The 24,471-nt window shown below is 71.2% G+C and carries 27 protein-coding genes; 9 read left to right on the top strand and 18 right to left on the bottom strand.

Annotation, left to right across the window (positions count from 1 at the left end; genetic code table 11):
- Positions 1-13: 13 nt before the first annotated feature.
- Positions 14-325, top strand: coding sequence for a DUF1330 domain-containing protein (locus tag ACQEWB_RS45785; protein WP_432842180.1), 312 nt, complete (start codon positions 14-16; stop codon positions 323-325).
- A 59-nt stretch (positions 326-384) separates the two neighbouring features.
- Here ACQEWB_RS45785 and ACQEWB_RS45780 read toward each other — a convergent pair whose 3' ends face one another.
- From ACQEWB_RS45780 to ACQEWB_RS45770, 3 genes are read right to left on the bottom strand one after another with little or no spacing between them, the layout of a single operon-like run.
- Positions 385-1,224 carry an SDR family oxidoreductase gene (locus tag ACQEWB_RS45780; RefSeq protein WP_432842178.1) on the bottom strand — a complete coding sequence of 280 codons (840 nt, stop codon included), beginning with the start codon at positions 1,222-1,224 and terminating at the stop codon, positions 385-387.
- Positions 1,221-1,679 carry a VOC family protein gene (locus ACQEWB_RS45775; RefSeq protein ID WP_432842176.1) on the bottom strand — a complete coding sequence of 153 codons (459 nt, stop codon included), beginning with the start codon at positions 1,677-1,679 and terminating at the stop codon, positions 1,221-1,223. The genes ACQEWB_RS45780 and ACQEWB_RS45775 overlap by 4 nt, the downstream gene beginning before the upstream one ends.
- Entirely contained in the window at positions 1,676-2,401 is a 726-nt protein-coding gene (locus ACQEWB_RS45770) for a TetR/AcrR family transcriptional regulator (RefSeq protein ID WP_432842174.1), read from the bottom strand. The genes ACQEWB_RS45775 and ACQEWB_RS45770 overlap by 4 nt, the downstream gene beginning before the upstream one ends.
- 37 nt (positions 2,402-2,438) lie before the next feature.
- Between ACQEWB_RS45770 and ACQEWB_RS45765 the strand changes: the two genes are divergently transcribed.
- Entirely contained in the window at positions 2,439-3,740 is a 1,302-nt protein-coding gene (locus tag ACQEWB_RS45765; protein WP_432842172.1) for an acyl-CoA dehydrogenase family protein, read from the top strand.
- The gene (locus ACQEWB_RS45760; protein WP_432842170.1) at positions 3,737-4,765 is read left to right on the top strand and encodes a phosphotransferase family protein; all 1,029 of its coding nucleotides are present in this window, start codon (positions 3,737-3,739) and stop codon (positions 4,763-4,765) included. The genes ACQEWB_RS45765 and ACQEWB_RS45760 overlap by 4 nt, the downstream gene beginning before the upstream one ends.
- 73 nt (positions 4,766-4,838) lie before the next feature.
- Here ACQEWB_RS45760 and ACQEWB_RS45755 read toward each other — a convergent pair whose 3' ends face one another.
- The 13 genes from ACQEWB_RS45755 to ACQEWB_RS45695 are packed head-to-tail and all read right to left on the bottom strand — an operon-like array spanning position 4,839 to position 18,322.
- Positions 4,839-5,987 carry an acyl-CoA dehydrogenase family protein gene (locus ACQEWB_RS45755; RefSeq protein ID WP_432842168.1) on the bottom strand — a complete coding sequence of 383 codons (1,149 nt, stop codon included), beginning with the start codon at positions 5,985-5,987 and terminating at the stop codon, positions 4,839-4,841.
- A gap of 12 nt (positions 5,988-5,999) precedes the next feature.
- Positions 6,000-7,133 carry a thiolase family protein gene (locus ACQEWB_RS45750; RefSeq protein ID WP_432842166.1) on the bottom strand — a complete coding sequence of 378 codons (1,134 nt, stop codon included), beginning with the start codon at positions 7,131-7,133 and terminating at the stop codon, positions 6,000-6,002.
- Entirely contained in the window at positions 7,118-7,942 is an 825-nt protein-coding gene (locus ACQEWB_RS45745) for an enoyl-CoA hydratase/isomerase family protein (RefSeq protein WP_432842164.1), read from the bottom strand. The genes ACQEWB_RS45750 and ACQEWB_RS45745 overlap by 16 nt, the downstream gene beginning before the upstream one ends.
- Entirely contained in the window at positions 7,939-9,123 is a 1,185-nt protein-coding gene (locus ACQEWB_RS45740) for a CaiB/BaiF CoA transferase family protein (protein ID WP_432842162.1), read from the bottom strand. The genes ACQEWB_RS45745 and ACQEWB_RS45740 overlap by 4 nt, the downstream gene beginning before the upstream one ends.
- Entirely contained in the window at positions 9,123-9,890 is a 768-nt protein-coding gene (locus tag ACQEWB_RS45735) for an SDR family NAD(P)-dependent oxidoreductase (RefSeq protein ID WP_432842160.1), read from the bottom strand. The genes ACQEWB_RS45740 and ACQEWB_RS45735 overlap by 1 nt, the downstream gene beginning before the upstream one ends.
- Complete coding sequence (locus tag ACQEWB_RS45730) at positions 9,890-11,188, bottom strand: amidohydrolase family protein (protein ID WP_432842158.1); 1,299 nt, start codon at positions 11,186-11,188, stop codon at positions 9,890-9,892. Before ACQEWB_RS45730 ends, ACQEWB_RS45735 begins: the two co-directional genes overlap by 1 nt.
- 25 nt (positions 11,189-11,213) lie before the next feature.
- Positions 11,214-11,531 carry a hypothetical protein gene (locus tag ACQEWB_RS45725; protein WP_432842156.1) on the bottom strand — a complete coding sequence of 106 codons (318 nt, stop codon included), beginning with the start codon at positions 11,529-11,531 and terminating at the stop codon, positions 11,214-11,216.
- A complete protein-coding gene (locus tag ACQEWB_RS45720; protein WP_432842154.1) occupies positions 11,497-11,934 on the bottom strand; it encodes a hypothetical protein in 438 nt (145 codons plus the stop codon). Before ACQEWB_RS45720 ends, ACQEWB_RS45725 begins: the two co-directional genes overlap by 35 nt.
- Positions 11,931-12,638, bottom strand: a complete 708-nt coding sequence (locus ACQEWB_RS45715) for an ABC transporter ATP-binding protein (protein ID WP_432842152.1) — start codon at positions 12,636-12,638, stop codon at positions 11,931-11,933. Before ACQEWB_RS45715 ends, ACQEWB_RS45720 begins: the two co-directional genes overlap by 4 nt.
- Positions 12,635-13,345, bottom strand: coding sequence for an ABC transporter ATP-binding protein (locus ACQEWB_RS45710; protein ID WP_432842150.1), 711 nt, complete (start codon positions 13,343-13,345; stop codon positions 12,635-12,637). Before ACQEWB_RS45710 ends, ACQEWB_RS45715 begins: the two co-directional genes overlap by 4 nt.
- Complete coding sequence (locus ACQEWB_RS45705) at positions 13,326-15,437, bottom strand: ABC transporter permease subunit (RefSeq protein WP_432842148.1); 2,112 nt, start codon at positions 15,435-15,437, stop codon at positions 13,326-13,328. The genes ACQEWB_RS45710 and ACQEWB_RS45705 overlap by 20 nt, the downstream gene beginning before the upstream one ends.
- Positions 15,438-16,823 (bottom strand): ABC transporter substrate-binding protein, encoded by a 1,386-nt coding sequence (locus ACQEWB_RS45700; protein WP_432842146.1) that lies wholly within the window; start codon positions 16,821-16,823, stop codon positions 15,438-15,440. It lies immediately after the preceding gene.
- A gap of 44 nt (positions 16,824-16,867) precedes the next feature.
- The gene (locus tag ACQEWB_RS45695; protein WP_432842144.1) at positions 16,868-18,322 is read right to left on the bottom strand and encodes an aldehyde dehydrogenase family protein; all 1,455 of its coding nucleotides are present in this window, start codon (positions 18,320-18,322) and stop codon (positions 16,868-16,870) included.
- Positions 18,323-18,490: 168 nt separating this feature from the next.
- Here ACQEWB_RS45695 and ACQEWB_RS45690 point away from each other — a divergent pair, with 168 nt between their 5' ends.
- The 5 genes from ACQEWB_RS45690 to ACQEWB_RS45670 all read left to right on the top strand — a co-directional run bounded on the left by ACQEWB_RS45690 (position 18,491) and on the right by ACQEWB_RS45670 (position 21,871).
- Complete coding sequence (locus ACQEWB_RS45690; protein ID WP_432842142.1) at positions 18,491-18,922, top strand: pyridoxamine 5'-phosphate oxidase family protein; 432 nt, start codon at positions 18,491-18,493, stop codon at positions 18,920-18,922.
- Positions 18,923-19,016: 94 nt separating this feature from the next.
- Positions 19,017-19,589, top strand: a complete 573-nt coding sequence (locus tag ACQEWB_RS45685; RefSeq protein WP_432842140.1) for a carboxymuconolactone decarboxylase family protein — start codon at positions 19,017-19,019, stop codon at positions 19,587-19,589.
- Entirely contained in the window at positions 19,579-20,010 is a 432-nt protein-coding gene (locus tag ACQEWB_RS45680) for a nuclear transport factor 2 family protein (protein ID WP_432842138.1), read from the top strand. Before ACQEWB_RS45685 ends, ACQEWB_RS45680 begins: the two co-directional genes overlap by 11 nt.
- A complete protein-coding gene (locus ACQEWB_RS45675) occupies positions 20,007-21,107 on the top strand; it encodes an acyl-CoA dehydrogenase family protein (RefSeq protein ID WP_432842136.1) in 1,101 nt (366 codons plus the stop codon). Before ACQEWB_RS45680 ends, ACQEWB_RS45675 begins: the two co-directional genes overlap by 4 nt.
- Before the next feature lie 2 nt (positions 21,108-21,109).
- Positions 21,110-21,871 carry an acyl-CoA dehydrogenase family protein gene (locus tag ACQEWB_RS45670; RefSeq protein WP_432842134.1) on the top strand — a complete coding sequence of 254 codons (762 nt, stop codon included), beginning with the start codon at positions 21,110-21,112 and terminating at the stop codon, positions 21,869-21,871.
- Position 21,872: 1 nt separating this feature from the next.
- On the opposite strand, the gene ACQEWB_RS45665 is transcribed toward ACQEWB_RS45670, so the two are convergent.
- Complete coding sequence (locus ACQEWB_RS45665; RefSeq protein ID WP_432842132.1) at positions 21,873-22,580, bottom strand: SDR family NAD(P)-dependent oxidoreductase; 708 nt, start codon at positions 22,578-22,580, stop codon at positions 21,873-21,875.
- A 101-nt stretch (positions 22,581-22,681) separates the two neighbouring features.
- On the opposite strand from ACQEWB_RS45665, the gene ACQEWB_RS45660 reads away from it, so the two are divergent.
- Positions 22,682-23,527 carry a helix-turn-helix transcriptional regulator gene (locus tag ACQEWB_RS45660; protein ID WP_432842130.1) on the top strand — a complete coding sequence of 282 codons (846 nt, stop codon included), beginning with the start codon at positions 22,682-22,684 and terminating at the stop codon, positions 23,525-23,527.
- A gap of 154 nt (positions 23,528-23,681) precedes the next feature.
- Here ACQEWB_RS45660 and ACQEWB_RS45655 read toward each other — a convergent pair whose 3' ends face one another.
- On the bottom strand, positions 23,682-24,464 hold the full coding sequence (locus ACQEWB_RS45655) for an enoyl-CoA hydratase (RefSeq protein WP_432842128.1): 783 nt from the start codon (positions 24,462-24,464) through the stop codon (positions 23,682-23,684).
- Between the last annotated feature and the right edge of the window lie 7 nt (positions 24,465-24,471).

Raw genomic sequence — 24,471 nt, 5'->3', positions numbered from 1 at the left:
CACGAGGAGAGCCATGCCCAAGGGGTACGTCATCCTGACCGAGGCCATCAACGACCCCGCCGGCATGGCCGCTTACGGCAGGGCAGCCGCGGCTTCGATGGCCGAGAGCGGCGCGTCCATCCTCGCAGTGGACGCCAACCCGCAGCTACTGGAAGGCGATTGGCACGGTAACCAGACCGTGGTCCTGGAGTTCGAGTCGGTGGAGGCGGCCCGCGCCTGGTACGAGTCGGCCGCCTACGCGAAGGCCAAGCCACTGCGACAGGCGGCGGCCGAGGCCAACGCGGTGATCGTGTCGGGCTTCGAGATGCCGTCGGCGTCCGGGTGAGCCCGTCGGCCGCGCACCGACAGAGCGTGTGACGCTTCTGTCGGTGCGGCCTGCCGCTCTCATCCACGAGCGGCCAGCGCGGCCCGTACTCCCCCGTCGACCAGGATGTCCACGCCGGTGAGGAAGGACGCCTCGTCCGACAGCAGGAAGGCGACCACCGCGGCGAGTTCCTCGGGTCGGCCCTCGCGACCGAGCGCCGACCGGTCCACCAGCGCCTTCATGGACGGGTGGTGCTCGGCTTCCTGCCTGCCCTGCGGGGTGGCGACGATGCCGGGTGAGACGGAGCAGACCCGGGCGCCGGCCGGGCCGACCCGGACCGCTTCCCGCTGGACGAAGCGGTGGACTCCCCGCTTGGCCCAGGTGTACGCCATGCCCGGGTCCTCGATCTCCGGTCCCACGGCCTCGCGGATGCGCTCCACGAAGTGCTCGTCGAGCGGGTCGGCCAGGGCCGCCTCGACCGCGGGCTGCGGCTCGGTGTTGCCGAACATCGCGGCCATCGAGGCGAAGTGCACCATCGCCGTGCCCCGGGTCGCGAGCGGGCGCAGGGCCTCGGCCAGCAGTGCGGTGCCGACGAGGTCGACCGTGAGGATGCGGCGCCAGTCGGCCATGGTCGGGGAGATGCCGGCCGCGTGCGCGACGGCGCGCAGGGTGCCGAGTTCGCGGGCCCGGGCGGCGAGCCGGGCCAGGCCCTCGCGGTCGGTGACGTCGAGGACGAAGGGCTCGGCGAGGGTCCCCTGTCCGGAGAGTTGCCCGGCCGCCTCGGTCACCGCCTTCTCGTCCAGGTCGACCAGCAGCAGTCGGTCCACCGTGCCGACGAGACGCCGGGCGCACTCCAGGCCCATTCCGCGCCCGGCGCCGGTCACTATCCCCACCGTCGCCGTGTGAGCCGGCTCCGTCATGACGGCCTCCTGCCGGTCTCCCAGTACTGCTCCAGGAGCGGCTGTAGCGCCCGGCTCACCAGCTCGATCCGCGGGCCGGTGCCGCTGCGGTGGAAGGCCCAGTACGGCGTCCCGTCCGGGCGCTTGCCGAGCGCCTCCATCCGGTGGCCGCGGCGGGAGAGTTCGGCGGAGTCGGCGGCCACGTCGTCGGACCAGTAGCCGAGGTGGTGGACGCCGGAGTCGGCGGCCGGTTCCCACAGCGTGCCCGGGACGCGCTGGACGAGTTCGACGCGGGGCACGGACATCGAGTACGTCGCCCTCAGGTCGAGCACGGCGTCGCCGCCGGGCAGGGTCACCTGGGCCGGCCCGCCGAACTCCTCGCACCACTGGTAGCCGAACACCGCCGACAACTCGGCCGCGGCCGCCGCGACGTCGTCGACGACGATCCCGACGTGGAACTGATCGCTGCTCTTCACTCTTCCCCTCCCTGGGGTGTGACCGTGCGCAGGCAGAACCGGGTGACATGGTCGACGTCGGCCCCCGTCGGAGGCACCCGTCCCCACAGGTGGTCGGCGAGCTTCCCGACCGTCGCGTGGGCGGCGAGGGACGCGTCCAGGTCCGGGTCCGCGCTGCCGAGTTCGGTGTACGGGGCGCACAGCAGATCCGCCAGCAGACCGGCGATGGTGGGCTGCCCGGCCAGGAACCCCTCCCCCACGCTCTGGGCGTTCCACATGACGGCCAGCGTGGTCGCCGCCGTGTCCTCGTCCATGGCCTGGGCGAGGACGCCCTCGACCCAGCGGCGCACCTTGCCCTGGGGCGTGGGCTCCTTGGCCATCTGGTGGGCGAGATAGCCGCAGAGCCGCTCGGCACCGTCGTCCATGATCGCGGCGACCAGGGCGTCCTTCGACCGGAAGTGCCGGTAGAAGGCCTCGTTGGAGAGTCCGGCCGCCGCGACGATGTCGGCGACCCGCGGGCGTGAGCCGGTGCCGCAGCGCCGCATGACCTCCCGCGCCGCGTCGAGGAGTGCGCGCACCTCGCTCGCGTAGTGGGCACCGCGGCGGGCGAGCGCGCGCCTGGCGATGCGGTCGGCGACCTCGTCGGACGGCTCGTCCGACGGGCGTCCGGCTCGGTCCGGCGGCTTCCCGGGAGGCCGGTCGGAAACATCGTTCCGAGACTGGGGAATTGTGTTCTCCTTCATGAGAACGCTATTCTGGCATCCGCCGGAAGGAGACACAATGCCGTGGGACTTCGAGACCGAGCCGGACTACCAGGCGCAGTTGGACTGGGCCGACCAGTTCGTGCGCGAGGAGGTCGAGCCCCTCGACCTGCTGTGGGACGGCCTGCAGTTCACCCCGCCCGACGAGAACCTCCGTCGTGTCCTCGACCCGCTCAAGAAGGAGGTGCGGGCCCATGGATTGTGGGCGACCCATCTGGGGCCCGACCTGGGCGGTGAGGGACACGGGCAGGTCAAGCTCTGCCTGCTGAACGAGATCCTGGGCCGCTCCTCCTGGGCCCCGATCGTGTTCGGCTGCCAGGCCCCGGACACGGGGAACGCCGAGATCCTCGCCCACTACGGGACCGAGGCGCAGAAGGCGCGCTATCTGCGCCCGCTCCTCGAAGGGGAGATCTTCTCCTGCTACTCGATGACCGAGCCCCAGGCCGGCTCCGACCCCAAGGAGTTCACCACCCGCGCGGTGCGGGACGGGGACGAGTGGGTCATCAACGGCTGGAAGTACTTCTCGTCCAACGCCAAGACGGCCGCCTTCATCATCGTGATGGCCGTGACCGACCCGGACGGGGACCCGTACAAGAGCATGTCGATGCTCCTGGTCCCGGCCGAGACGCCCGGTATCCGCATCGAGCGGAACGTGGCCCTCGCCGGTGAGCCGGAGGAGAAGGGCACGCACGCGCTGGTGCGGTACGAGGACGTCCGGGTGCCGGCGGACGCGCTGCTCGGCGGTGAGGGTCAGGCGTTCGTGATCGCGCAGACCCGGCTGGGCGGCGGGCGGATCCATCACGCGATGCGCACGATCGGCCTCGCGACCAAGGCCTTCGACATGATGTGCGAGCGGGCGCTGAGCCGGCACACCCAGGGCACGGTCCTCGCGGACAAGCAGTTCGTGCAGGGGCACATAGCCGACTCCTGGGCGCAGATCCAGCAGTTCCGGCTGGCCGTGCTGCACACCGCGTGGAAGATCGACAAGTACAACGACTACCGCAAGGTCCGCAAGGACATCGCGATGATCAAGGTCGTGCTGCCGAGCGTGCTGCACGACGTCGCCCACCGCTCGATCCAGGTGCACGGCGCGCTCGGCGTGAGCGGTGACATGCCGCTGTTCCGGATGCTCCTGGGCGCCAGTGTCCTGGGCATCGCGGACGGCCCGACCGAGGCGCACAAGGTGACCGTCGCCCGGCAGGTGCTGCGGGACCACAAGGCCAGCGACGCCCTGTGGCCGAGCGGCTATCTGCCCACGCGGGTCGCCGCGGCGCGCGCCAAGTACGCGGAGTTCCTGGAGCCGGAGACGGAGGCCCGATGATCGACGTCGAGCGGCTGGCGGGCTGGCTGGACGAGTCCGGGCTGCCCGGGAAGGGCGAACCGATCGAGCAGCGGTACGTCTCGGGCGGCGCCCAGAACGAGATCTACGAGGTCCGGCGCGGCGAACTGCACTGCGCGCTGCGCATCCCGCCGTCCACCGCGCCCGCCGCCCGTGACGAGGGCATCCTGCGGGAGTGGCGGATCACCGAGGCGCTGAACGGCACGGACGTCCCGCACACCGAGGCGATCGCGGTGTGCACGGACACCGCGGTGCTGGGCCGGACCTTCTATCTGATGGAGTTCGTCGACGGCTGGTCGCCCATGTCCCACACACAGGGACGCGGCTGGCCGGCGCCCTTCGACAAGGACCTCACCGGGCGGGCGGGTCTGGCATTCCAACTGGCCGAAGGCGCCGCCCTGTTGGGCAACGTGGACTGGAAGGCGAAGGGGCTGCACGACCTCGGCCGCCCCGAGGGCTTCCACGACCGCCAGGTCGACCGCTGGACCCGCTACCTGGAGAAGGTCAAGGGGCGGGAGCTGCCCGGCTTCGACGAGGCCTCGGCCTGGCTGCGCGGCCACAAGCCGCTCGACTACGTCCCCGGTCTGATGCACGGCGACTACCAGTTCGCCAACGTCATGTTCCGGCACGGCGGGCCGGCCCGGCTGGCCGCCATCGTCGACTGGGAGATGGGCACGGTCGGCGACCCCAAGCTGGACCTGGCCTGGATGCTGCGCGGCTGGCCGGAGGACACCAGCGCCCCGGAGGCGGCCACGGCGTCCTATGTCGACCTGTTCGGCATGCCGTCACGCCAGGACCTCATCGACCACTACGCCGAGGTGTCCGGCCGTCAGGTCGACGACATGGACTACTACGACGTCCTCGCCCAGTGGAAGCTGGCCATCGTGCTGGAGCAGGGCTTCCAACGGGCGGGCGACAACGAGAAGTTGCAGGCCTTCGGTCCGATGGTGCTGCAACTGATGAAGTCCGCGGCCGACCTGGCGGAGACGACGCGATACGGGGCGTGAGCCCTGATCGGCACAGAGCCGCGGCCGGGATCCCCGGCCGCGGCTCTGTCACATCCCGGCGGACGGCCCCGGCTCACAGCCCCAGGGACTTGGCGATGATCACCTTCATGACCTCGCTGGTGCCCGCGTAGATCCGGGTGATCCGGGCGTCGGCGTACAGCCGCGATATCGGGTACTCCGCCATGTAGCCGTAGCCGCCGAAGAGCTGGAGGCAGCGGTCGACGGCACGGGCCTGCATCTCGGTGCAGAACAGCTTCACCTTGGCCGCGTCGGCGCCGGAGAGTTCGCCGTCGACCAGGTCGAGCACGGCCCGGTCCAGCATCGTCTGCGCGGCCTCGATCTCCGCGGCCACGGCGGCGAGTTCGAACTTGGTGTTCTGGAAGGACGCCACGGCACGGCCGAAGACCTCGCGCTCCTTGACGTACTCGATGGTGGTCTCCAGCGCGGCGCGCGCCTGCGCGACCGCGCCGACGGCCACCGTCATCCGTTCCTGCGGGAGGTTGTGGCCGAGGTAGCCGAAGGCCGCGCCTTCCTCCCCCAGCCGGTTCGCCACGGGCACGCGTACGTCGTCGAAGGCGAGCTCGACGGTGTCCTGCACCTTGATGCCCATCTTCTCCAGCACCCGCCCCCGGGTGAACCCGGGCATACCGTCCTCCACGACCAGCAGCGTCAGGCCGGCGCGCCGGTCGTCCGGATCGCTGGAAGTGCGGGCGACCACGATCACCAGGTCGGCGAGGAGTCCGCCGGTGATGAAGGTCTTGGCGCCGTTGAGGACGTAGGTGTCCCCGTCGCGTACGGCCGTGGTGCGGATGCCCGCCAGGTCGGAGCCGGTGCCGGGTTCGGTCATGGCGACGGCGGTGAGCAGCTCGCCGGCGGCGAGGCCCGGGAACCAGCGCCGCCGCTGCTGCTCGTCGGCGTAGGCGAGGAAGTACGGGAGCACGACGTCGAGTTGGGTGCGTACGGTGCCCAGCGTGACCAGGGCCCTGGCCGCCTCCTCCTGGAGGACGACGTTGTAGCGGTAGTCGGCGAGGCCCATCCCGCCGTACTCCTCGGGAATGGCCGTGCCCAACAACCCCAGCGCACCGAGCTGTTCGAAGAACTCGCGGGGCAGGCGGCCCGCCTTCTCCCAGTCGGCGTAGTTGGGGACGACTTCCTTGGCCACGAACTCCCTTGCCAGCTTGCGGAATTCCTCGTGGTCGGCGGTGAAGATCTGTCGGCGCAACGGAACCCCCGGTCAGGAGATGAGTTCGACGAGCGTGGCGTTGGCCGTGCCGCCGCCCTCGCACATGGTCTGCAGGCCGTAGCGGAGTCCGTGGTCGCGCATGTGGTGGATCATGCGGGTGGTCAGGACCGCGCCGGACGCCCCGAGCGGATGGCCCAGGGCGATCGCGCCGCCCAGGGGGTTGAGCAGTGCCGGGTCGGCGCCGGTCTCCGCGAGCCAGGCCAGCGGGATCGGCGCGAACGCCTCGTTGACCTCGAAGACACCGACCTCGGAAAGGCCGACGCCGGCCTTGGCGAGCACCTTCTCCGTCGCCGGGATCGGGCCGGTCAGCATCAGCACGGGGTCGGCGCCGACCACGGCGCCCGCGCGGTAGCGCACGATCGGCGTCAGGCCCAGCTCGCGCGCCTTCTCCGGTGTCGTCACCAGGAGGGCCGCCGCGCCGTCGGAGATCTGGGAGGAGTTGCCGGCGTGGATCGTCCCGTCGTCGAGGAAGGCGGGCTTGAGCGCGGCCAGCTTCTCGACGGTACTCCCCCGCCGTACGCCCTCGTCGGCCGTCACCACGCCCACCGGCACGATCTGCGCCTCGAAGGCCCCGGCGTCCTGCGCGGCGGCGGCCCGCTCGTGCGAGAGCACCGCGAACTCGTCCAGCTCGGTCCGCGAGAAGCCCCACTTCTGCGTGATCTTCTCGGCGGAGATGCCCTGGTTGAAGGAGAAGCCCTCGTAGCGGGCGAGCACCTTCGGCCCGTACGGCATCCCGGTCGCGCGCGCCGAGCCCAGCGGCACCCGGCTCATCACCTCGACACCACCCGCGACCACCACGTCCTGCTGGCCGGACATGACGGCCTGCGCGGCGAAGTCGAGGGCCTGCTGGCTGGATCCGCAGGCCCGGTTCACCGTGGTGCCCGGGATCGTCTCGGGCCAGCCGGCGGCGAGGACGGCGTAGCGGCCGATGTTGCTGGACTGGTCGCCGACCTGGGAGACACAGCCCCAGACGACGTCGTCGACGAGCGCCGGGTCGATGCCGGTCCGCTCGGCCAACGCGCCGAGGACGACGGCGGACAGGTCGGCCGCGTGCTGGTCGGACAGGCCGCCGTTGCGTTTGCCCACCGGGGTGCGGACGGCCTCGACGATCACTGCTTCGCGCATGAAGGGTCCTCCCCAGGGGGCTGTCGGTACCAGCGGCCGGTGAAGTGCGGCTCGCGTTTCCCGGCGAAGGCGGCGTACGCCTCGGTCACGTCCGTCGAGGCGAAGTTGACGGTCTGGGCGCGGGCCTCACCGGCGAGTGCCTCGCGCAGGGTGCGGTCGGCGCCCTCGTTGAGGAGCGCCTTGGTCTGGGCGAGGGCGACCGGCGGGCCGGCCGCGAGCCGGTCGGCCAGGTCGGTGACGTACTTGTCGATCTCCTCGGCGGGCACCACCCAGGTCACCAGGTTGAGCGACCGCGCCTCCTCGGCGTCGATCGTCTCGGCCAACAGGGCGAGCCGCTTGGCCTGTTGGAGTCCGGCGAGCTTGGGCAGCAGCCAGCTGCCGCCGCAGTCCGGGGACAGTCCGCGGCGCGCGAAGATCTGCGAGAAGCGTGCTTCCGGTGTCGCCACGACGAAGTCGCAGCCGAGGGCGAGGTTCCAGCCGGCACCGACCGCGACGCCGGTGACCTTGGCGATGGTCGGGACGGGCAACTCGTGCAGAAGCAGGGCGACTTCGTTCAGGTCGCGCACCTTGTCCAGGGGGTGCCGGGTGTCGTCCGCGGCGGCCGTGAGGTCGGCGCCCGAGGAGAAGGCTCCTCCGGCGCCGGTGAGGACGAGTGCCCGTACGTCGTGGTCGCGTGCGACCCGCGCGAGGGCCTCACGCAGGTCTGTCCACAGGGCGCGGTCGATGGCGTTCCTGCGGTGCGGGCGGTTCAGGGTCAGGGTCCGTACGCCGTCCCGGTCGTCGGTCAGCAGTGCGGGGGCGCCGGTCACGCGCCACCCCGCAACTCCTGCTCGGTGACTCCGAGTTCGGCCAGGACCGCTTCCGTGTGCTCACCGAGCGCCGGTACGGCGCCCATCGGGGGGTCGTAGCCGGAGATGATCGGCGGCGGCAGGAGCGCCGGTACCGGGCCGGCCGGTGTGTCGATGGTGCGCCAGCGGTCGCGGGCGGCGAGGTGGGGGTGGGCGAGGACGTCCTTCGGGGTGTTGTAGCGGGAGTTGCCGATGCCGGTGTCGTCGGCGCGCCGCTGGATGTACGCCAGGTCGTGCCGGGCGCACCAGGCCGCGATCTCGGCGTCGAGAAGGGCCCGGTGCTCGACGCGGTCGGGGTTGGTCCGGAAACGCTCGTCGTCGGCGAGGTCGGGCCGTTCGAGCAACTCCCTTGCCAGGCGCTGCCATTCGCGGTCGTTGATGGTGCCGAGGACGACCGTGTGTCCGTCGGCGGTGCGGTAGTCGCCGTAGGGGGCGACCGCGGGCGAGCTCATACCGATCGGGTCCGGTTCCTGGCCCGAGTGCCGGGTGTACGTCAGCGGGTAGCCCATCAGCTCGGTCATGGTGTCGAACAGGCTGACCGCGACGGCGCCGCCGCGCCCGCCCCGGCGCTCACCGGCGTACAGCAACGACACGATCGACAGCGCGGTGTACAGGCCGGTGCTGGCGTCCGCGATGGGCGGGCCCGGTTTGGCCGGGGCGCCGGGGTGGCCGGTGATGGCGCACACCCCGGACTCGGCCTGCACGAGGAGGTCGTAGGCGCGTTTGTGGGAGAGCGGGCCGCCCTGGCCGTAGCCGTCGATCTCCACCGCGATCAGCTCGGGGTGCCGGGTCGCCAGGTCCTCCGGGGCGATGCCGAGTTTGGCGGTCGTGCCCGGGGTGAGGTTGGAGACCAGGACGTCGGCGCGGTCCAGCAGGCGATGCAGGATCGCCATCCCCGCCTCGGACTTGAGGTCGAGGGCGACGGACTCCTTGCCGCGGTTGGTCCACACGAAGTGCGCGGCGAGGCCGTTCACCACGTCGTCGATGTGCCGGGCGGAGTCGCCGCCGTCCGGGTTCTCCACCTTGATGACCCGGGCGCCCAGGTCGCACAGGACCCGGGTGCACAGGGGCGCGGAGACGGCCTGTTCCAGGGCGACGACCGTCACCCCGGAGAGCGGTCCCTCGTTGTGCGGAGGTGCCATCAGATCACCAGGCCGCCGTCGACCGGCAGGACCTGGCCGGTGACGAAGGAGGCCGCGTCCGAGGCGAGGAAGACGAAGGCTCCGGCGACCTCCTCGGGCTCGGCCCAGCGGCCGAGCGGGATGCGGGCGAGCATGGTGGCGGCGAACTTCTCGTTGGTGCGGATGGTCTCGGTCATCGGGGTCGCGGCCAGCGGTGCCAGGGCGTTGACCTTGATCTGTCTGCGGGCGAGTTCCCGGGCCAGGGACTTGGTCATGCCGATGATCGCGGCCTTGGCGGCGGAGTAGTTGACCTGGCCGAGCGTGCCGGTCAGGCCCGCCGAGGAGGTGACGTTGATGATGCGTCCGGTGCCGTCGGTGGGCAGGAACGGCAGCGCTGCCTGCGAGCAGGTGAAGGTGCCGAGGACGTGGATGTCGAGCAGCCGGCGGAAGGCGTCCTCGTCCAGGTCGGCGAACATGGCCGGCGCGGTCACGCCGGCGTTGTTCACCAGGACGTGCAGCGTCCCGTCGGCCAGGGCGGCGGCCCGGGACACCGCGGCCTCGGCGGCGCCCCGGTCCCGGACGTCGAGGCCGGCGCTGTCGGCCGTACCGCCGGCCGCGCCGATCTTCCCGGCGACGGCCGCGGCCGCCTCGGCGTCGACGTCCGTGACGAGGACGGCCGCGCCGGCCCGGGCCAGGGCGTGCGCGACGGCCGCGCCGATGCCGCCCGCGGCGCCGGTGACCAGCGCGGACCGTCCCGTCAGGTCGAACAGCCCGTTGTCGTGGGCCACTACTTGCTCGCCGCCGCTACGGCCGCGCGGGCCCGTTGCCGGAATGCCTCCAGCTTGTCGACGGGCTCGGTGAGCTGGCGGCTGCGCGGGCGGATGCTGACGTCGTGGCCCTCGGCGGCCTTGCGCAGCGCGCCGACCGTGCACTGCTCGCGCGGGATGTGCGAGAACGGGTCGAACGAGTACCAGCGCATGGCGTTCTCGTGGGTCATCTTCACGATGTCCGCGTCCGGGACCTCGCACTCGCCCAGCACCCCGTGCAGCTGCTCGGGGGCGTCCGGCCACAGCGAGTCGCTGTGCGGGTAGTCGCCCTCCCAGCAGATGTTGTCGATTCCGATGTCGTGCCGCAGCTTCACACCGAGCTTGTCGGTGATGAAGCAGGTCAGGAAGTGCTCGCGGAAGACCTCGGAGGGGAGCTTGCCGCCGAAGTCCTGGAGGGTCCAGGCGGCGTGCATCTCGAAGGTGCGGTCCACCCGCTCCAGGAAGTACGGGATCCAGCCGGTGCCGCCCTCGGAGAGGGCGATCTTCAGGTCGGGGTACTCCTTGATGGTGCGCGACCACAGCAGGTCGGCGGCGGCCTGCACGAGGTTGATGGGCTGGAGCGTGATCATCACGTCGGGCGGCGAGTCCACGGCCGGGATGGCGAGCCGGCCGGAGGAGCCGATGTGCACCGACAGCACGGTGTTGGTGTCGCAGGCCGCCTGCCAGACCGGGTTCCAGTACGGGTCGTGGAAGCTCGGGTAGCCCAGCGCGGCCGGGTTCTCCGGGAAGGTCATGGAGTGGCAGCCCTTGGCCGCGACCCGGCGGATCTCGGCCGCGGTGAGCTCGGCGCTCCAGATGGCCGGGAGGGCCATCGGGATGAAGCGGCCCGGGTAGGCGCCGCACCACTCGTCGATGTGCCAGTCGTTGTACGCCCGTACCAGCGCGAGCGAGAAGTCGGAGTCCTCGGTGGCGAACATACGCGCCGAGAACCCGGGGAAGGACGGGAAGTTCATCTGGGCGAGGACGCCGCCCGCGTTCATGTCCTTGATCCGCTCGTGGACGTCGTAGCAGCCGGGCCGGATCTCGTCCATGGCCTGCGGGTCGAGGCCGTACTCCTCCTTGGGCCGGCCCGCGACCGCGTTGAGGGCGGCGTTGCCCACGCTGTTGTCCCGGAACTGCCAGCGGTCGCTGCCGTCCTCGCGGCGGATGAGCTTGGGCGCGTCGTCCAGGTACTTCTTCGGCAGGTGGTTCACGAAGATGTCCGGCGGCTCGATGATGTGGTCGTCGACGCTGATGAGGATCAAGTCGTCCTTGTTCATGCGAGGTCCCTTTCGCTGAGGGGGGTCAGTCGGAGGCGGGGAGGGGTTTGGCGGCCTTGAGGGTCATGGGGACGCCGTCGCAGGCGAGTTCGCCGGCTCCGGGACTGGTGCAGAGCAGCTCCAGGGCTCCCTCGGCGTCGACATAGCGCTTGCCGAGGAGAGTGACCGGGTCCGCGCCCGTGACGGGTGCGGGGGGTGCGGTGGCGGCGGGCACCATGGGGGCGCCGCCGCAGGTCAGGGCCGGCTGCCGGTCGGCTGGGGCACGCACCACGACCACTCGGGTGGTGCACACCGTGCTGGCGAACTGGTCACCTGGGCGCGGCGTCGGTGCTGGTGAGGTCATGGTTCAGGTCCCTTTCCGACAGGCGGTCGGCGAGCACGGCGAGGTCGTAGGACTGGCGGGCCATCCAGAAGCGGAGGAACCCGGTGAGCGAATAGCGCAGGAAGAGGGCCGCGCCGACGACCGTCCCCGCGATGCCGACGAGGCCCAGCGCGAGCCCGTCGCGCTGGTCGAGCGGGTTCTCGGTGTTGTGCGTGACGAAGTACGCCGACACCGCGAGGACCAGGCCGACGACCATCAGGGCGACGCCGAGGCGCAGCCACAGACCGGCGCGGGCGGCGGCCGGGTCGGGGATCTTCAGGTCGGCGAGCTCACGGACGAAGCGGTCCGCGCGGGAGTCCGAAGGGCGCTCGCCGCTGTTCCTGTGCGGCTCGCGCGAGTCCGTGTGCGGCTCGGTCGGTGTCATGCGGAACTCCCCAGATAGAGGGCGGACAGTTCGTCGCGCAGCCCGCCGTCGGGGCGGCCCTGGCGTTCGATGCGGCCGCGTACGAGGACGGCCGCGTGGTCGGCGATGCCGAGGACGGCCGCCGCGAACTGCTCGACGACCAGGACCGCGACGCCCTGCCGGGCGATCTCGGCGACCTGCTCGTAGAGCCGGGAGACCACCAACGGGGCGAGTCCCATGGACAGTTCGTCGAGAAGCAGTACGGCGGGGTCGGTGGCCAGGCCGCGGGCGAGGGCGAGCATCTGCTGCTCGCCGCCGGAGAGGGTGCCCGCCACCTGGCCCGCCCGCTTCCCCAGGACGGGGAAGCGGGTGAAGGCGATCTCCTCGATCTCCTCGCGGCTGCGGCCCGTGAAGGTCATCATCAGGAGGTTGTCGCGCACCGAGAGGTTCGGGAACACCCCGCGCCCCTCGGGGATCAGGCAGACCCCGGCCCGGGCCAGGCCGCGCGGGTCGGCGCCGGTCAGGTCCCGTCCGCCGAGCACGAGTCGGCCGGACTGCACCGGGTGCAGCCCCGCCGCGACGTGCAGGGTCGTGGTCTTCCCGGCGCCGTTCGGGCCGAGCAGCGCGACGACCTGCCCGGCGCCGACGCTGAGGTCGACGCCGTGCAGGACGGTGATGCCCTCGTGGGCGGCGCGGATGGCGCGCAGTTCGAGCAGAGCGTTCACACGTCCCCCAGATAGGCCGCGAGCACCGTCTCGTCGTTGCGGATCACCTCGGGCGGTCCTACGGCGATGACCTTGCCGAGGTCGAGCACGTACACCTCGTCGCACACGCCCATCACCAGCCCCATGTCGTGTTCGACCAGGACCACCGCGGTGCCGTCCGCGGCGAGCGACCGCAGCAGCGCCGCGAACCGCTCGGTCTCCTCGCCGTCCTGTCCTGCGGCGGGCTCGTCGAGGAGCAGGAGTTCGGGGCGTACGGCCATGGCGCGGCCGACCTCGACGAGGCGGGCGACGCCGGTGGGGAGGTTGTCGGCGCAGGTGTCGGCGATGCCGGTCAGTTCGAGCCGGTCGAGGAGCCCGTCGGCCACCTGCTGCGCCCGGCGTCGCTCGGGGCCGAGTTCCGCGGCGACCAGGAGGTTGTCGCGGACGCTCAACCGGCCGAAGAGTTCCAGGCGTTGGAAGGTCCGGGCCAGTCCGTGCCGGCAGCGCCGGGCGGGCCCGAGCCGGGTGACGTCGCGGCCGCCGAGCACCACGCGTCCGGCCTGGGGCCTGCGCAGTCCGGACACGACGTCGAACAGGGTGCTCTTGCCCGCCCCGTTGGGTCCGATGAGGCCGGTGACCGCGCCCTTGTCGGCGCTCATGGCGACGCCGTCCAGGGCCCGGTTGCCGCCGAAGGCGACGGTGACTCCGCTAACTTCCAGCAGTGGCACGGACCAGCACCTCCCCGTCCTGCGGACGCCATGGGCGCCGTACACCCCACCACTCGACGGGAACGTCCGGCTCGGTCTTCGGAGCCTGGCGGGCGGCCGCCCAGGCGCGCAGTGCGAACGCCACCACCACTGAACCGATCAGGAACGTCCAGCCGTTGATGGCGTCGGTCAGCCGCAGGACCCAGCCCAGCGCGAGCAGGCCCAGCAGTGCGGGCAGGGCGATCAGGTCCCGGCCCAGGGGCTCCCAGTCGCGGCGGAATCGGGACACGATGCCCTCGGGGCTGTGGCCGAGGCCCATGCCGGCCAGAGCCGGCAGGACGGTGATGATGTTCTGGGTCCAGGAGGCCACGCCGATCAGGATGTTGGGTCCGAGGTAGGCGGTCCCGGCGAAGAGGCCGTTGCCGACCGCGCCGAGGCCGCCGATGACGGCGACCAGGAAGATCGGCAGTCCGGCTACCAGGTTGAACTGCTCGGCGGTGATGGTGCGTTGCTGCATGCCGTAGAGGGCGCCGCCGAGTCCGGCGATGCCGGCCGACAGCGCGAACACGAGCACCTTGGTCACCAGCAGGTTGCCGCCGAGCGTCGCGTACGCCGCCTCGCTGTCCCGCAGCGCGATCAGCCGCCGCCCGAAGCCGCCGCGCCGCAGCCAGGCCACGGCGAGGGAGGCGAGGCCGAGGAACACGGCTGCCAGGACAGTGAGTTCGGCGGTGGAGTCGAGGTGCAGGCCGAAGAGGTTCGGCCCGTTCATCTCGACCGAGCCCTGGTCGAAGAGCGAGATGCGGATGCCGAACAGGTCGAAGGCCGGCAGGGTGAAGATCCACCGGTCCAGGATCACCGCGAACGCCGCCGTCCCCAGCGCCAGGTACACGCCGGAGAAGCGCAGCGCGGGCACCGCGATCAGCGCTCCGGCCGCCCCGGACACGGCGACGGCGACGGCCAGCGCCCACAGCTCGCCGTGTGCGCCCAGGTGCCCCCAGACGACGGCGCCGAGTCCGGCCATGCTCAGCTGGCACAGGGAGATCTGTCCGGCGTACCCGGCGAGGGGTACGTATGACAGGGCGACGATGCCGAGGGAGAAGATCGGCCCGTAGGTGACGAGGTCGGCCTCGTCCAGCACGGTCGCCAGGACCACCCCGAACAGGACGGTCGACGCGGCGAAGACGGCCGTGCCGCGCAGGCTGGGCGCCGGGACCTGGACCAGCCGCCGGTCCCGGCCGCGCAGGCGCGGGTGGCGGAAGAGCAGCAGGGCCAGGAAGAGGAGCAGGGCGGGCGCGGCCAGCCGCAGCCCGGGCAGGTACTGGTTCTGCGGGAGGTAGCCGGTGAGGTAGCTCTCCAGGCAGCCGACCACGATCGCGCCGGCGAAGGTGAGCGGCAGGTTGCGCAGCCGGCCGAAGACGGCGGCGGTGTAGGCGCTGACGATCAGCAGGGAGAGCTGCGAGGCGTCGAGGGCCACGGTCGGGGCGATGAGGATGCCGCCGATCGCGGCGAGCTGGGTGCCGAGGATCCAGGCCACCCGCCCAGCCCGGATCGGGTCGGCGCCGGTGAGCCGGACCAGGGCCCGGTCGTCGACGGTGGCCCGCATCTCGGCGCCGGTGCGGGTGCGGTTGAGCAGGAACCAGAGGCCGGCGGCGACCGCCACCGCGACGGTCATGGTGATGGCCTGGTGCCAGGTGATGGTGGCCGGGCCGAGGTGGAAGGGTTTCCTGTCGGCGAAGAACACCGACAGCGGGCGGGGGACGTTGGGGTCCCAGATCCAGCGGGCGGCGGCGATGGCGCCGCTGAGCAGCGCCACCGTCATCACCAGCCGTTCGGCCTCGCCGAGCCGCTGCACGGGCCGCATCAGGACCCGTTCCACGGCGAGGCCGAACCCCGGCGCCAGTACCAGGAGCACCGCCGCCAGGGCCACCGGGACCGGCCAGCCCCAGCCGACGGTGAACTGCCAGTAGCAGAACGCCGCCAGCATGCCCGCCGCCCCGTGCGCGAAGTTGAACACGCCGGTGGTGACGTAGGTGAGCACCAGGCCACTGCCGATGACCGCGTAGATGGCGGCGGTGCTCAGGCCGACGATCCCGAAGGTCAGGAACTGCTCCATCTACTTCACATCGCTCATGCTCTTGCCGACGTCGGCGAGGGTGAGGGGCTTGCCGTAGTCGCCCTTGAACTTGTACGGGGCCTCGTTGCAGCGGTAGGCGCCGTCATTGGGCTGGAAGTCCGCGGGCTCCCACCCCTTCGAGGTGGCCTTCTCGATGTTGAAGCAGGTCAGCGGGGCGTCGGCCTTGGACAGGTCGACGGGTGCAAGGAGTCCGCCGCCGGTCCATGCGGTCTCCTTGCGGGCCGCGTCGTACAGGCAGGTGCGGGTCAGCTTGTCGCCGCAGGAGGAGGCCGCTTTGGCGAACAGCAGCCAGGACGCGAAGCTCCGGACTCCGGGCAGCGTCGGCTGTGCGCTCGGGTCGTACTTCTTGAAGAGGGAGACGAGTTGCTCGGTCGCCGGGTTGTCGGCGGCCTTCTCCAGCGGATAGACACCGCTGAGGTCGGCGAGGTTGTTCTGGTAGTCGAGGGACTTACCGGCCAGCTGGAGGAAGGCGGGGCCGTAGGCGTTGTTGTTCGTGTCGATCCAGTCCAGCTTGTAGTCCATGCCGGTGAGGACCTGCTCCAGCTTGGACAGGCTCGCGAAGTCCCCCAGGAACACCAGGCCCTTGACGCCCTTGCTCTTGATGGACTGCGCGTACGGCGTCCAGTCGGAGACGCCGGCGGCCGGGTAGAGATCGTGGTACGTGATCTTCGCGCCGGCGGCCTTGAGGCTCTCCTGGGCCCGCGCGTCGATGACCTTGCTGACCGCCGCGTCGCCCGCGATGGTGCCGACGGCTCCCGCGGACTTGGGGTAGGCGGTCTTGAGGAGCCACTGGTAGTAGCCGGGGTAGCGGTCGTAGGAGGCGCCGCCCGTCGCGTTGAGCTGGAGGTCGGAGCCCTGGTTCTGGATCTGGCTGACCTGCGCCGGGAAGTCGGGCAGCAGACACTTCAGCCGGTCCTGGACGCCCAGGGCGTCAAGGGCGGAGCCGCCGCCGACCAGTGCGAAGTCCGACTTGCAGGCCTCCAGGATCCGCTGGCGGACCTCCATCAGCTTGGAGTCGCGGACGGTGGCGACGACCTTGCGGCCGTTGATGCCGCCGGCCGCGTTGCACCAGGAGGTGAACACCTTGGCGGTGTCGCCGAACTCGGAGTTCTTGGTGAAGCCGACGTCGGACATGACGCCGAGGTTGATCGTGTCGGCGGTGACGCCCTGGGCGGTCGCGCTCTTCGCGTCCCCCGGTCCGCAGACCTTCTTCAGGTCGCCGAAGTCGCCGCCGTCGGCCTGCTGGGCCGCCTTGGTGGGGGACGCGTCGTCGCTCGCGTCCCCCGCGCTGTCGTGACCGCCGCATCCGGCGACGGCCAGCAGCGCGGCCGCCGCCAGGGCGGCCGGTATTGCCTTGACTCTCACGGGGTGCCTCCTCGGTGGTGTTCCCCGGACTACCGCGCGATCGGTCAACCGACCGGCACGGCAAAGGTCTTGAGCTCGAGGAACTCCTCCAGCCCCGCCACACCCATCTCCCGTCCGATACCGGACTCCTTGAATCCCCCGAACGGGGCGTCGGCGGCGAAGTAGTTGCCGCCGTTGATGCTGAACGTGCCGCTGCGGATCCGCCGGGCCACCGCGATCGCCCGGTCCTCGTCGGCCCCCATCACCGCGCCGGACAGCCCGTACGCCGTGCCGTTGGCGATCCGGACGGCGTCGTCCTCGTCGTCGTACGCGATGACGGCGAGCACCGGCCCGAAGACCTCCTCCTGGGCGATCTCGGCGTCCGGGTCGACACCGGCGAGCAGCGTCGGCTCGTAGAAGAAGCCCTCCCGCTCGGCGGGCTTCCCGCCGGTCACCAGGCGGGCCCCGGCGGCGACGGCCCGCTCGACCATGGCGTGCACCTTGGTGCGCTGCTTCTCGCTGATCAGCGGGCCCATGTTCATCTTCGGGTCGGTCGGGTCGCCGTAGCGGACCTTGCCGAACATGGCCGCGAGCAGGCCGACGATCTCGTCGTGCTTCTCGCGCGGGACCAGCAGCCGTGAGGTGAGCGCGCAGCCCTGCCCGGAGTGGGAGCAGATGGTGAACGCGGCGAACATCGCCGCGCCGGCGAAGTCGGCGTCGTCCAGGAGGATCATCGCGGACTTGCCGCCGAGCTCCAGGAACACCCGCTTCAGACTCGCGGAGGCCGCCGCCATGATCGCCTTGCCGACCGGTGTCGACCCGGTGAAGGTGATCATGTCGATGCCGGGGTGCGTGGTCAGCAGCTCGCCGGTCTCGGGTCCGGCGGAGGTGAGGATGTTGACGACACCCGCGGGGATGTCGGTCTTCTCGGCGATGATCCGGCCGAGCGTGAGGGTCGTCCACGGGGTGTCGGGGGCGCCCTTGAGCACGACCGTGCAGCCCGCGGCGAGCGCGGGGGCGAGCTTGGCGATCGCCAGCTGGTTGGGGAAGTTGTACGGCAGGATCGCCGCGACGACCCCGGAAGCCTCCTTCTCCACCCAGCGGCGGTGGAGCATGCCCCGGCTCTGCAGCTCGGGCAGGTCCTCGCGGAACTCGTAGCCTTCGAGCAGGTCGGCGTAGTACTTGACCATCTCGATCGGGTCGTCGAGCTGGGGCCCGTGGGTGAGCTGACGCGGCGCGCCCACCTCGGCGATGGTCAACTCCCGCAGTTCCTCGCGGTGTTCGTGCAGCGCGTCGTAGAGCTGGCGCAGGCAGCGCAGCCGCAGGTCGCGGTCGCGCGTCCAGTCGGTCGTGTCGAAGGCCCGGCGGGCGGCCGCAACGGCCGCGTCGACATGGCCGGCCTCCGCGTCGGATGCCGTCCCCAGCACCTTCCCGGTGGACGGATCGACGGTCTCGAAGCTGCGCGACGCAGCCACGAGTTCCCCGTCGATCAACAGCCGGTCCTCATGGAAAAGACTCACGGCTCCCCATCTCTTCTGGGTGTCACAGCTTCTGCTTGCCACGGCCCTGCCTGCGGTGGAAAGTAGCTTCTCGCTAGATGAGAAGCAACCTGTCGTGCAGGAGAATTAGGCATTCACACGAGAGCGGGAGGAAACATGCCCGGTCAACGCAGGGGTACCGCCATCGCCATGTCCGGCGAAGAACAGGACACTTTTCTTCGCGGCCAGCCCGTCTGCCGCGTCGCCACCGTGGGCCCCGGCGGGCATCCGCACGCCGGCGCGCTCTGGTTCGTCTGGGACGGCACGGCGCTCTGGCTCAACTCACTGACGCGCAGCCAGCGTTGGACCGACCTGGGCCGGGATCCGCGGCTGAGCGTGCTGGTCGACGACGGCGGCTTCGAGTTCCTGGAGCTGCGGGGCGTCGAACTGCTGGGGAAGGCCGAGGTGATCGGGGAGACGCCCCGGAAGGGCGCGCCGGTGCCCGACCTCGCCGAACCCGAGCGGCTCTTCGCCGACAAGTACATGAAGGGCGCGGACTTCCGGTACGACGGGCGGCACGGATGGCTGCGGCTGCGCCCGGAGAAGATCGTCAGCTGGGACTTCCGGAAGCTGCGGGCCTGACGGTTGACGGGGCGGTCGGCGGGGTGGAAATCTTGTCACCCAGAATTGAGAACGCCATTCTCGGATTGTCATTCCCGGATCGAGGGAGCCCCGCATGCCGCCCCGTCTCCCCCCACTCCCGGCCGACCAGTGGAACGACCGCACCCGGGAGGTGCTCTCCGCCCTGCTCCCCCGGAGCATGCGCAACGCGGAGGCGGCCGGCACCATGCTCTCCACGCTGGTCCGCCACCCCGAGCTGACCGGGGCGTTCCTCCCCTTCAGCACGTACTTCCTGGTCCGCTCGACGCTTCCGGACCGCCTGCGCGAGCTGGTCGTCCTGCGCGTCGCCAAGCGCCGGGACTGCGCCTACGAGTGGACCCACCACGTCCACGCCGCCCAGCAGCTGGGCCTCACCGAGGCCGAGATAGAGGCGGCCGGGCAGGGCAAGGCGGCCGATCCGCTGGAGAGCCTGGTGCTGGGCGCGGTCGACGAGCTGGAGGACGGCTACGACGTCTCGGACGCCACCTGGACGGCCCTCGCCGGGCACCTCGACGAACACCAGCTGATGGACCTGGTGTTCACCGTGGGGGCGTACGGCCTGATGGCGACGGCCTTCAACACCTTCGGCATCCGGCCCGAACACGACGCACGCGAGCGTGCGGAGAGAAGGAGTGCTCGTGGCAAGTGACGCCACCACCGACGACCTCGTGGAGATCCAGCAGCTCCTCGCCCGCTACGCGGTGACCATCACCCGGGGCGACATCGACGGGCTGCTGAAGGTCTTCACCCCGGACGGCACCTACAGCGCGTTCGGCGACACGTACCCGCTCGCCGACTTCCCCGCCCTGGTGGCCGCCGCCCCCAAGGGCCTGTTCCTCACCGGCACACCGCTCGTCGAGCTGTCCGGGGACGGGGACGAGGCGAGCGGCACCCAGCCGCTGTGCTTCGTCGACCACGCCACGCACGACATGCGGATCGGCTACTACAACGACACCTACGTCCGCACCGCCGACGGCTGGCGGCTGCGCACGCGGGCCATGACCTTCATCCGCCGCAGCGGGGTGCACGACTCGGGGCGCCCGCACGCGTTCGAACTCCCCGGCGTATGAGCGCCTTCAGCACGGCGGCGGAGTTCCGCACCGCCGTCCGGACCTGGCTCGACGAGCACGACCTCTCCCCCGGCCCCGAACGCTCGCTGGACGCCCAGGTCGCCCAACTGGGCCGGGTGCGCCGGGCGTTGTTCGACGGGGGCTGGATGCGCTACGGCTGGCCGGAGCAGGTCGGCGGGCTCGGCGGCCCCGCCGTCTTCCGGGCGGTGCTGGGCGAGGAGGTGGCCACCCGCGGCCTCGCCGAGCCCGGCATCTACTCCATGGTCGAGGTCCTCACCCCGACCCTCATCTCGTACGCCAGTCCCGAACTGGCCGCCGAAATGGTCCCGCTGCTCCTGAACGGCAGCGAACAGTGGTGCCAGGGCTTCTCCGAGCCGGGCTCGGGCAGCGACCTCGCCTCCCTGACCACCCGGGCCGTCCAGCAGGGCGACCACTGGGTGGTCAACGGCCAGAAGGTGTGGACGAGCCTCGCCCAGTACGCGGCCCGCTGCGTACTGCTCACCCGCACCGCGCCCGGCCACGACGGCATCACCGCCTTCTTCGTCGACATGGACACCCCGGGCATCACCGTCCGTCCACTGCGCACGATGCACGGCGTGGACGAGTTCGCCGAGGTCTTCTTCGACGACGTGGTGGTGCCCGCCGACCGGATGCTCGGCCGCCCCGGCGACGGCTGGCGCCTGGCGATGGACCTGCTCCCGCACGAGCGCTCCACCTGCTTCTGGCACCGCGTGGCCCACCTCTACACCCGCCTCGACCGGCTGCTCGACCAGACCGACGTCCAGGACGACGCGGCCCTCGGCGCCGCCTACCTCGCCCTCCACACCGTGCGCTGCCGCTCGTACGCCACCCAGCGGCGACTGGCCGACGGGGCCAGGCTCGGCCCGGAGACCTCGGTGGACAAGGTGCTGCTGGCCACCGCCGAGCAACAACTCCTGGAGACGGCACGGGACTTGCTCCCCGGAGTCCTCGAGCTCACGGACTCGCCCTGGCGCTCGGAGTACCTCTACTCCCGGGCGGCCACCATCTACGGCGGCACCGCCGAGATCCAGCGCAACATCATCGCCCGCCGGCTCCTCGGCCTGGGGAAGGACTGACCATGGACCCCGCCGAGGTGGAGCTCCTCGCGGAGACACTCCGCAAGACGATGACGACCGTCGCTTCCGGCCCCGCGCTCGACGCGGCCCTCGTGGAGCTGGGGTGGCCCGAGCTGCTGGCCGAGTATCCGGAGGTGGCGGTACCGACCGTGTTCCGGCTGCTCGGCGAGACGGGAGCGCACGCCTCGGTGCTCACCGATGTGACGGGTGCGGTGCCCCTGCCGTACGCGGGCGGCCGGTGGGTGGTGTGGGAACGCGGCGACACGGCACCGGCCACAGGGCTGGACGAGGAGCTTCCCCTACGGCCCGTGCCCACGGGCACTCCCCTACCCGTCGCCGCGGGCCGCCGCGCCGTCGGCTGGTGGCTCGTCGGCACCGGGCGGGCCATGCTCACGCTCGCGCGGGGGCACGTCCTGGACCGCGTCCAGTTCGGCCGGCCCCTCGCCTCCTTCCAGGCGGTACGGCACCGGCTCGCGGAGACGCTGGTGGCGCTGGAGGGCGCCGAGGCCACCCTGGCGGTCGCGGAGGACGGCCTGGGTTCGCTGCTGGCCAAGGCCGCGGCCGGTCAGGCGGCGCTGACGGCGGCCCGGCACTGCCAGCAGGTGCTGGGCGGCATCGGATTCACCGCCGAGCACCCGCTGCACCGGCATGTGCGCCGGGCCGTCGTACTCGACGGACTACTGGGCAGCACACGGGAGTTGACGCGGCAGGCCGGGGCGATGTTGCGCGAGGAGGGCGCGGCGCCCCGGCTGGTTCAGCTGTGAGTCACCAGGGCAGCGGGCCGTTGATGTCGAAGTAGCCGCCGGTCGGGTCGTCGGGGGCGACCGTGGCCATCCGGACGACGATCTCGGCGGCCTCCTCGACGGTCTGGGTGCCGGTGTTGCCGTTCAGGTCGGTCTTGGTGAATCCGGGCTCGACGGCGTTGATCCGCATGCCCGGGAAGGCCTTGGCGTACTGCACGGTGAGCATGTTGACCGCGGTCTTCGAGGTCGGGTAGGCGATGCCCGGGTAGAAGTGCGCGGGGTGGTCGGGGTCGGAGAGGTGGGTCAGCGAAGCCAGTCCGCTGCTGATGTTGACCACGACCGGCGCGGCCGAACGCTCCAGCAGGGGCAGGAAGGCGTGCAGCACCCGGACGACGCCGAAGACGTTCGTCTCGAAGGTGTTCCGCATGTGGTCGGCGGTGACGGTCGCGGCGACCGGCACGCTGTTGTCCTCGGTCCTGGTCTCGATACCGGCGTTGTTGATCAGTACGTCGAGTCCGCCGGCGGCCTCGATCGTCTTGGCCGCGGCCTCGACCGTGGCGTCGTCGGTGACGTCCAGGAGGACGAACCGCGCGCCCAGCTCCTCGGCGGCCCGCCGTCCGCGTTCGGCGTCACGGGCGCCGACGTACACGGTGTGGCCTGCGGCGACGAGTCGGCGGGCGGTCTCGCGGCCGATGCCCTTGTTGGCTCCGGTGATCAGTGTTGTCGTCATGCGTCCAGCCTGCGTCGGGCCGCCGCGAGCAGCCAGAAGACCCTTCTTCCTGGGACTGGCGGTACCAGGCACCCGGGCGGCCGGCGGTGTTCACTGGGGGCATGGCTGCGACGGAACTGGGACAGGCGCTGCGACGCTGGCGCGACCGGGTCTCCCCCGACGCCGCGGGACTGCCCACGGGTGGTCAGCGGCGCGCTGCCGGGCTGCGGCGCGAGGAGCTGGCGCTGCTGGCGGGGATCTCCGTCGACTACGTCACGCGGATCGAACAGGGCCGGGCGGTGAACCCGTCCGTGCAGGTCGTGGAGGCGCTGGCACGGGCGCTGAGGCTGTCGGGGGACGAGCGGGAGTACCTGTTCCGGCTGGCGGAGCTGGTGCCGCCGGGCCCGGACATGGTGCCGGGGTATCTCACGCCGAGTGTCCAGCGGCTGCTGGACCGGCTGGTGGGCACGCCCGTCGGCGTGTCCGACGCGGCGATGAACCTCCTCGTCGCCAACCCGATGTACGCGGCGCTGATGGGCGACCCGTCGGGCCTGCGCGGCTTCGAACGCAACGGTGTGTGGCGCAACTTCACGGGCTGGCCGACCCGGGTCCGGCACACGCCGGAGGAGCACCGAGCCTTCGAGACCGGCCTGGTCGCGGAGCTGCGGGCCGCGGCCGCCCGCTACCCCGCGGACCGCCAACTCCAGCGGCTGATCGCGGAGTTGCGCACGAAGAGCGAGCGCTTCGCCGAGCTGTGGGACGAGGGTGTGGTCGGCCGTCTGGAGGCCTCCCGCAAGACGATCGAGCATCCGCAGGTGGGTCTGCTGACGCTGGACTGCGACCTGCTCCGGGTGGACGGCAACGGCCTCCACATCCTCGTCTACTCGGCCGAGCCCGGCACCGAGGCCGCCGAGAAGCTGGAGCTGATCTCGGTACTGGGCACACAGAGCCTGGTCGAGAAGGGCTAGGGTCCGTACCTTCGGCGGATCTCGCCGCCCTGTACCAGCCGACCCGGGCCGCGACCGAGGAATTCAACCTGTTGCAGGCGGAGTTCGAAGCGGCCGGGAGCGATATCTAGACGGTTGCCCGCGAGGCGATCGGGACTGGTGAGCCACGACGCCTCTAGCGGAGCTTCTCCTTCATCTCGTCCAGTTTCGCCAGGATCGGGTAGCCGCTGACGCTCAGTGCGTTGCCGTGTCCGGTCTGGTGGATGTCGAAGATCGACTGGATGGCGGCGTAGAAGCCCTGCACGTCGAGGGTCTGGTTGACGGCTCGCTTGGCCTGGCGCAGCCCGAAGGCCGGCATCCCGGCGATCTGCTCGGCGAGTTCACGTGCCGCGCCGTCCAACTCGGCGCGCGGGACGACCCGGTTGACCATGCCGACCTTCTCCGCCTCCTCGGCGGTCAGCGGGCGCCCGGTGAAGAGGATCTCCTTCGCCTTGCGCGGCCCCAACTCCCAGGTGTGACCGTGGTATTCGACACCGCCGATGCCCATCGTCACCACCGGGTCGGAGAACAGGGCGTCCTCGGCGGCCACGATCAGGTCGCAGGGCCAGCACAGCATCAGCCCGCCCGCGATACAGCGCCCCTGCACGGCGGCGATCGACGGCTTCGGCACGTTGCGCCAGCGCAGCGTGTACTCCAGGTACCGGCGGTTCTCGGCCCGGTAGATCCACTCCAGGGTGATCTCCTTGGGGGCCGGCCAGCGGTCCTTGAGGTCGTGCCCGGCGGAGAAGTGCTTCCCCTCGGCCCGCAGCACGATCACCTTCACCTCCTCGTCCTCGGCGGCCCGGGTCCAGGCGGCGTCGAGTTCGTCGAGGAGGTCCATGTTCTGGGCGTTGGCGACCTCGGGGCGGTTCAGGCTGATGGTGGCGATGCGGTCCTTGACCTCGTACAGGATGTGCACGGGTGTC

Origin of the sequence: Streptomyces sp. CA-249302 (assembly GCF_050936785.1) — a bacterium.
Taxonomy (GTDB): domain Bacteria; phylum Actinomycetota; class Actinomycetes; order Streptomycetales; family Streptomycetaceae; genus Streptomyces.
This window is presented reverse-complemented; position numbering and strand designations above follow the sequence as displayed.

What these genes read in the sequence shown, in the direction of transcription:
- ACQEWB_RS45705 (WP_432842148.1), bottom strand. Translation starts at nt 15,437, where the DNA reads ATGGAGCAGTTCCTGACCTTCGGGATCGTCGGCCTGAGCACCGCCGCC.
- ACQEWB_RS45665 (WP_432842132.1), bottom strand. Translation starts at nt 22,580, where the DNA reads ATGACGACAACACTGATCACCGGAGCCAACAAGGGCATCGGCCGCGAG.
- ACQEWB_RS45760 (WP_432842170.1), top strand. Translation starts at nt 3,737, where the DNA reads ATGATCGACGTCGAGCGGCTGGCGGGCTGGCTGGACGAGTCCGGGCTG.
- ACQEWB_RS45670 (WP_432842134.1), top strand. Translation starts at nt 21,110, where the DNA reads ATGGACCCCGCCGAGGTGGAGCTCCTCGCGGAGACACTCCGCAAGACG.
- ACQEWB_RS45685 (WP_432842140.1), top strand. Translation starts at nt 19,017, where the DNA reads ATGCCGCCCCGTCTCCCCCCACTCCCGGCCGACCAGTGGAACGACCGC.
- ACQEWB_RS45660 (WP_432842130.1), top strand. Translation starts at nt 22,682, where the DNA reads ATGGCTGCGACGGAACTGGGACAGGCGCTGCGACGCTGGCGCGACCGG.
- ACQEWB_RS45750 (WP_432842166.1), bottom strand. Translation starts at nt 7,133, where the DNA reads ATGCGCGAAGCAGTGATCGTCGAGGCCGTCCGCACCCCGGTGGGCAAA.
- ACQEWB_RS45730 (WP_432842158.1), bottom strand. Translation starts at nt 11,188, where the DNA reads ATGAACAAGGACGACTTGATCCTCATCAGCGTCGACGACCACATCATC.
- ACQEWB_RS45770 (WP_432842174.1), bottom strand. Translation starts at nt 2,401, where the DNA reads ATGAAGGAGAACACAATTCCCCAGTCTCGGAACGATGTTTCCGACCGG.
- ACQEWB_RS45780 (WP_432842178.1), bottom strand. Translation starts at nt 1,224, where the DNA reads ATGACGGAGCCGGCTCACACGGCGACGGTGGGGATAGTGACCGGCGCC.
- ACQEWB_RS45720 (WP_432842154.1), bottom strand. Translation starts at nt 11,934, where the DNA reads ATGACACCGACCGAGCCGCACACGGACTCGCGCGAGCCGCACAGGAAC.
- ACQEWB_RS45785 (WP_432842180.1), top strand. Translation starts at nt 14, where the DNA reads ATGCCCAAGGGGTACGTCATCCTGACCGAGGCCATCAACGACCCCGCC.
- ACQEWB_RS45765 (WP_432842172.1), top strand. Translation starts at nt 2,439, where the DNA reads ATGCCGTGGGACTTCGAGACCGAGCCGGACTACCAGGCGCAGTTGGAC.
- ACQEWB_RS45740 (WP_432842162.1), bottom strand. Translation starts at nt 9,123, where the DNA reads ATGGCACCTCCGCACAACGAGGGACCGCTCTCCGGGGTGACGGTCGTC.
- ACQEWB_RS45725 (WP_432842156.1), bottom strand. Translation starts at nt 11,531, where the DNA reads ATGACCTCACCAGCACCGACGCCGCGCCCAGGTGACCAGTTCGCCAGC.
- ACQEWB_RS45675 (WP_432842136.1), top strand. Translation starts at nt 20,007, where the DNA reads ATGAGCGCCTTCAGCACGGCGGCGGAGTTCCGCACCGCCGTCCGGACC.
- ACQEWB_RS45690 (WP_432842142.1), top strand. Translation starts at nt 18,491, where the DNA reads ATGTCCGGCGAAGAACAGGACACTTTTCTTCGCGGCCAGCCCGTCTGC.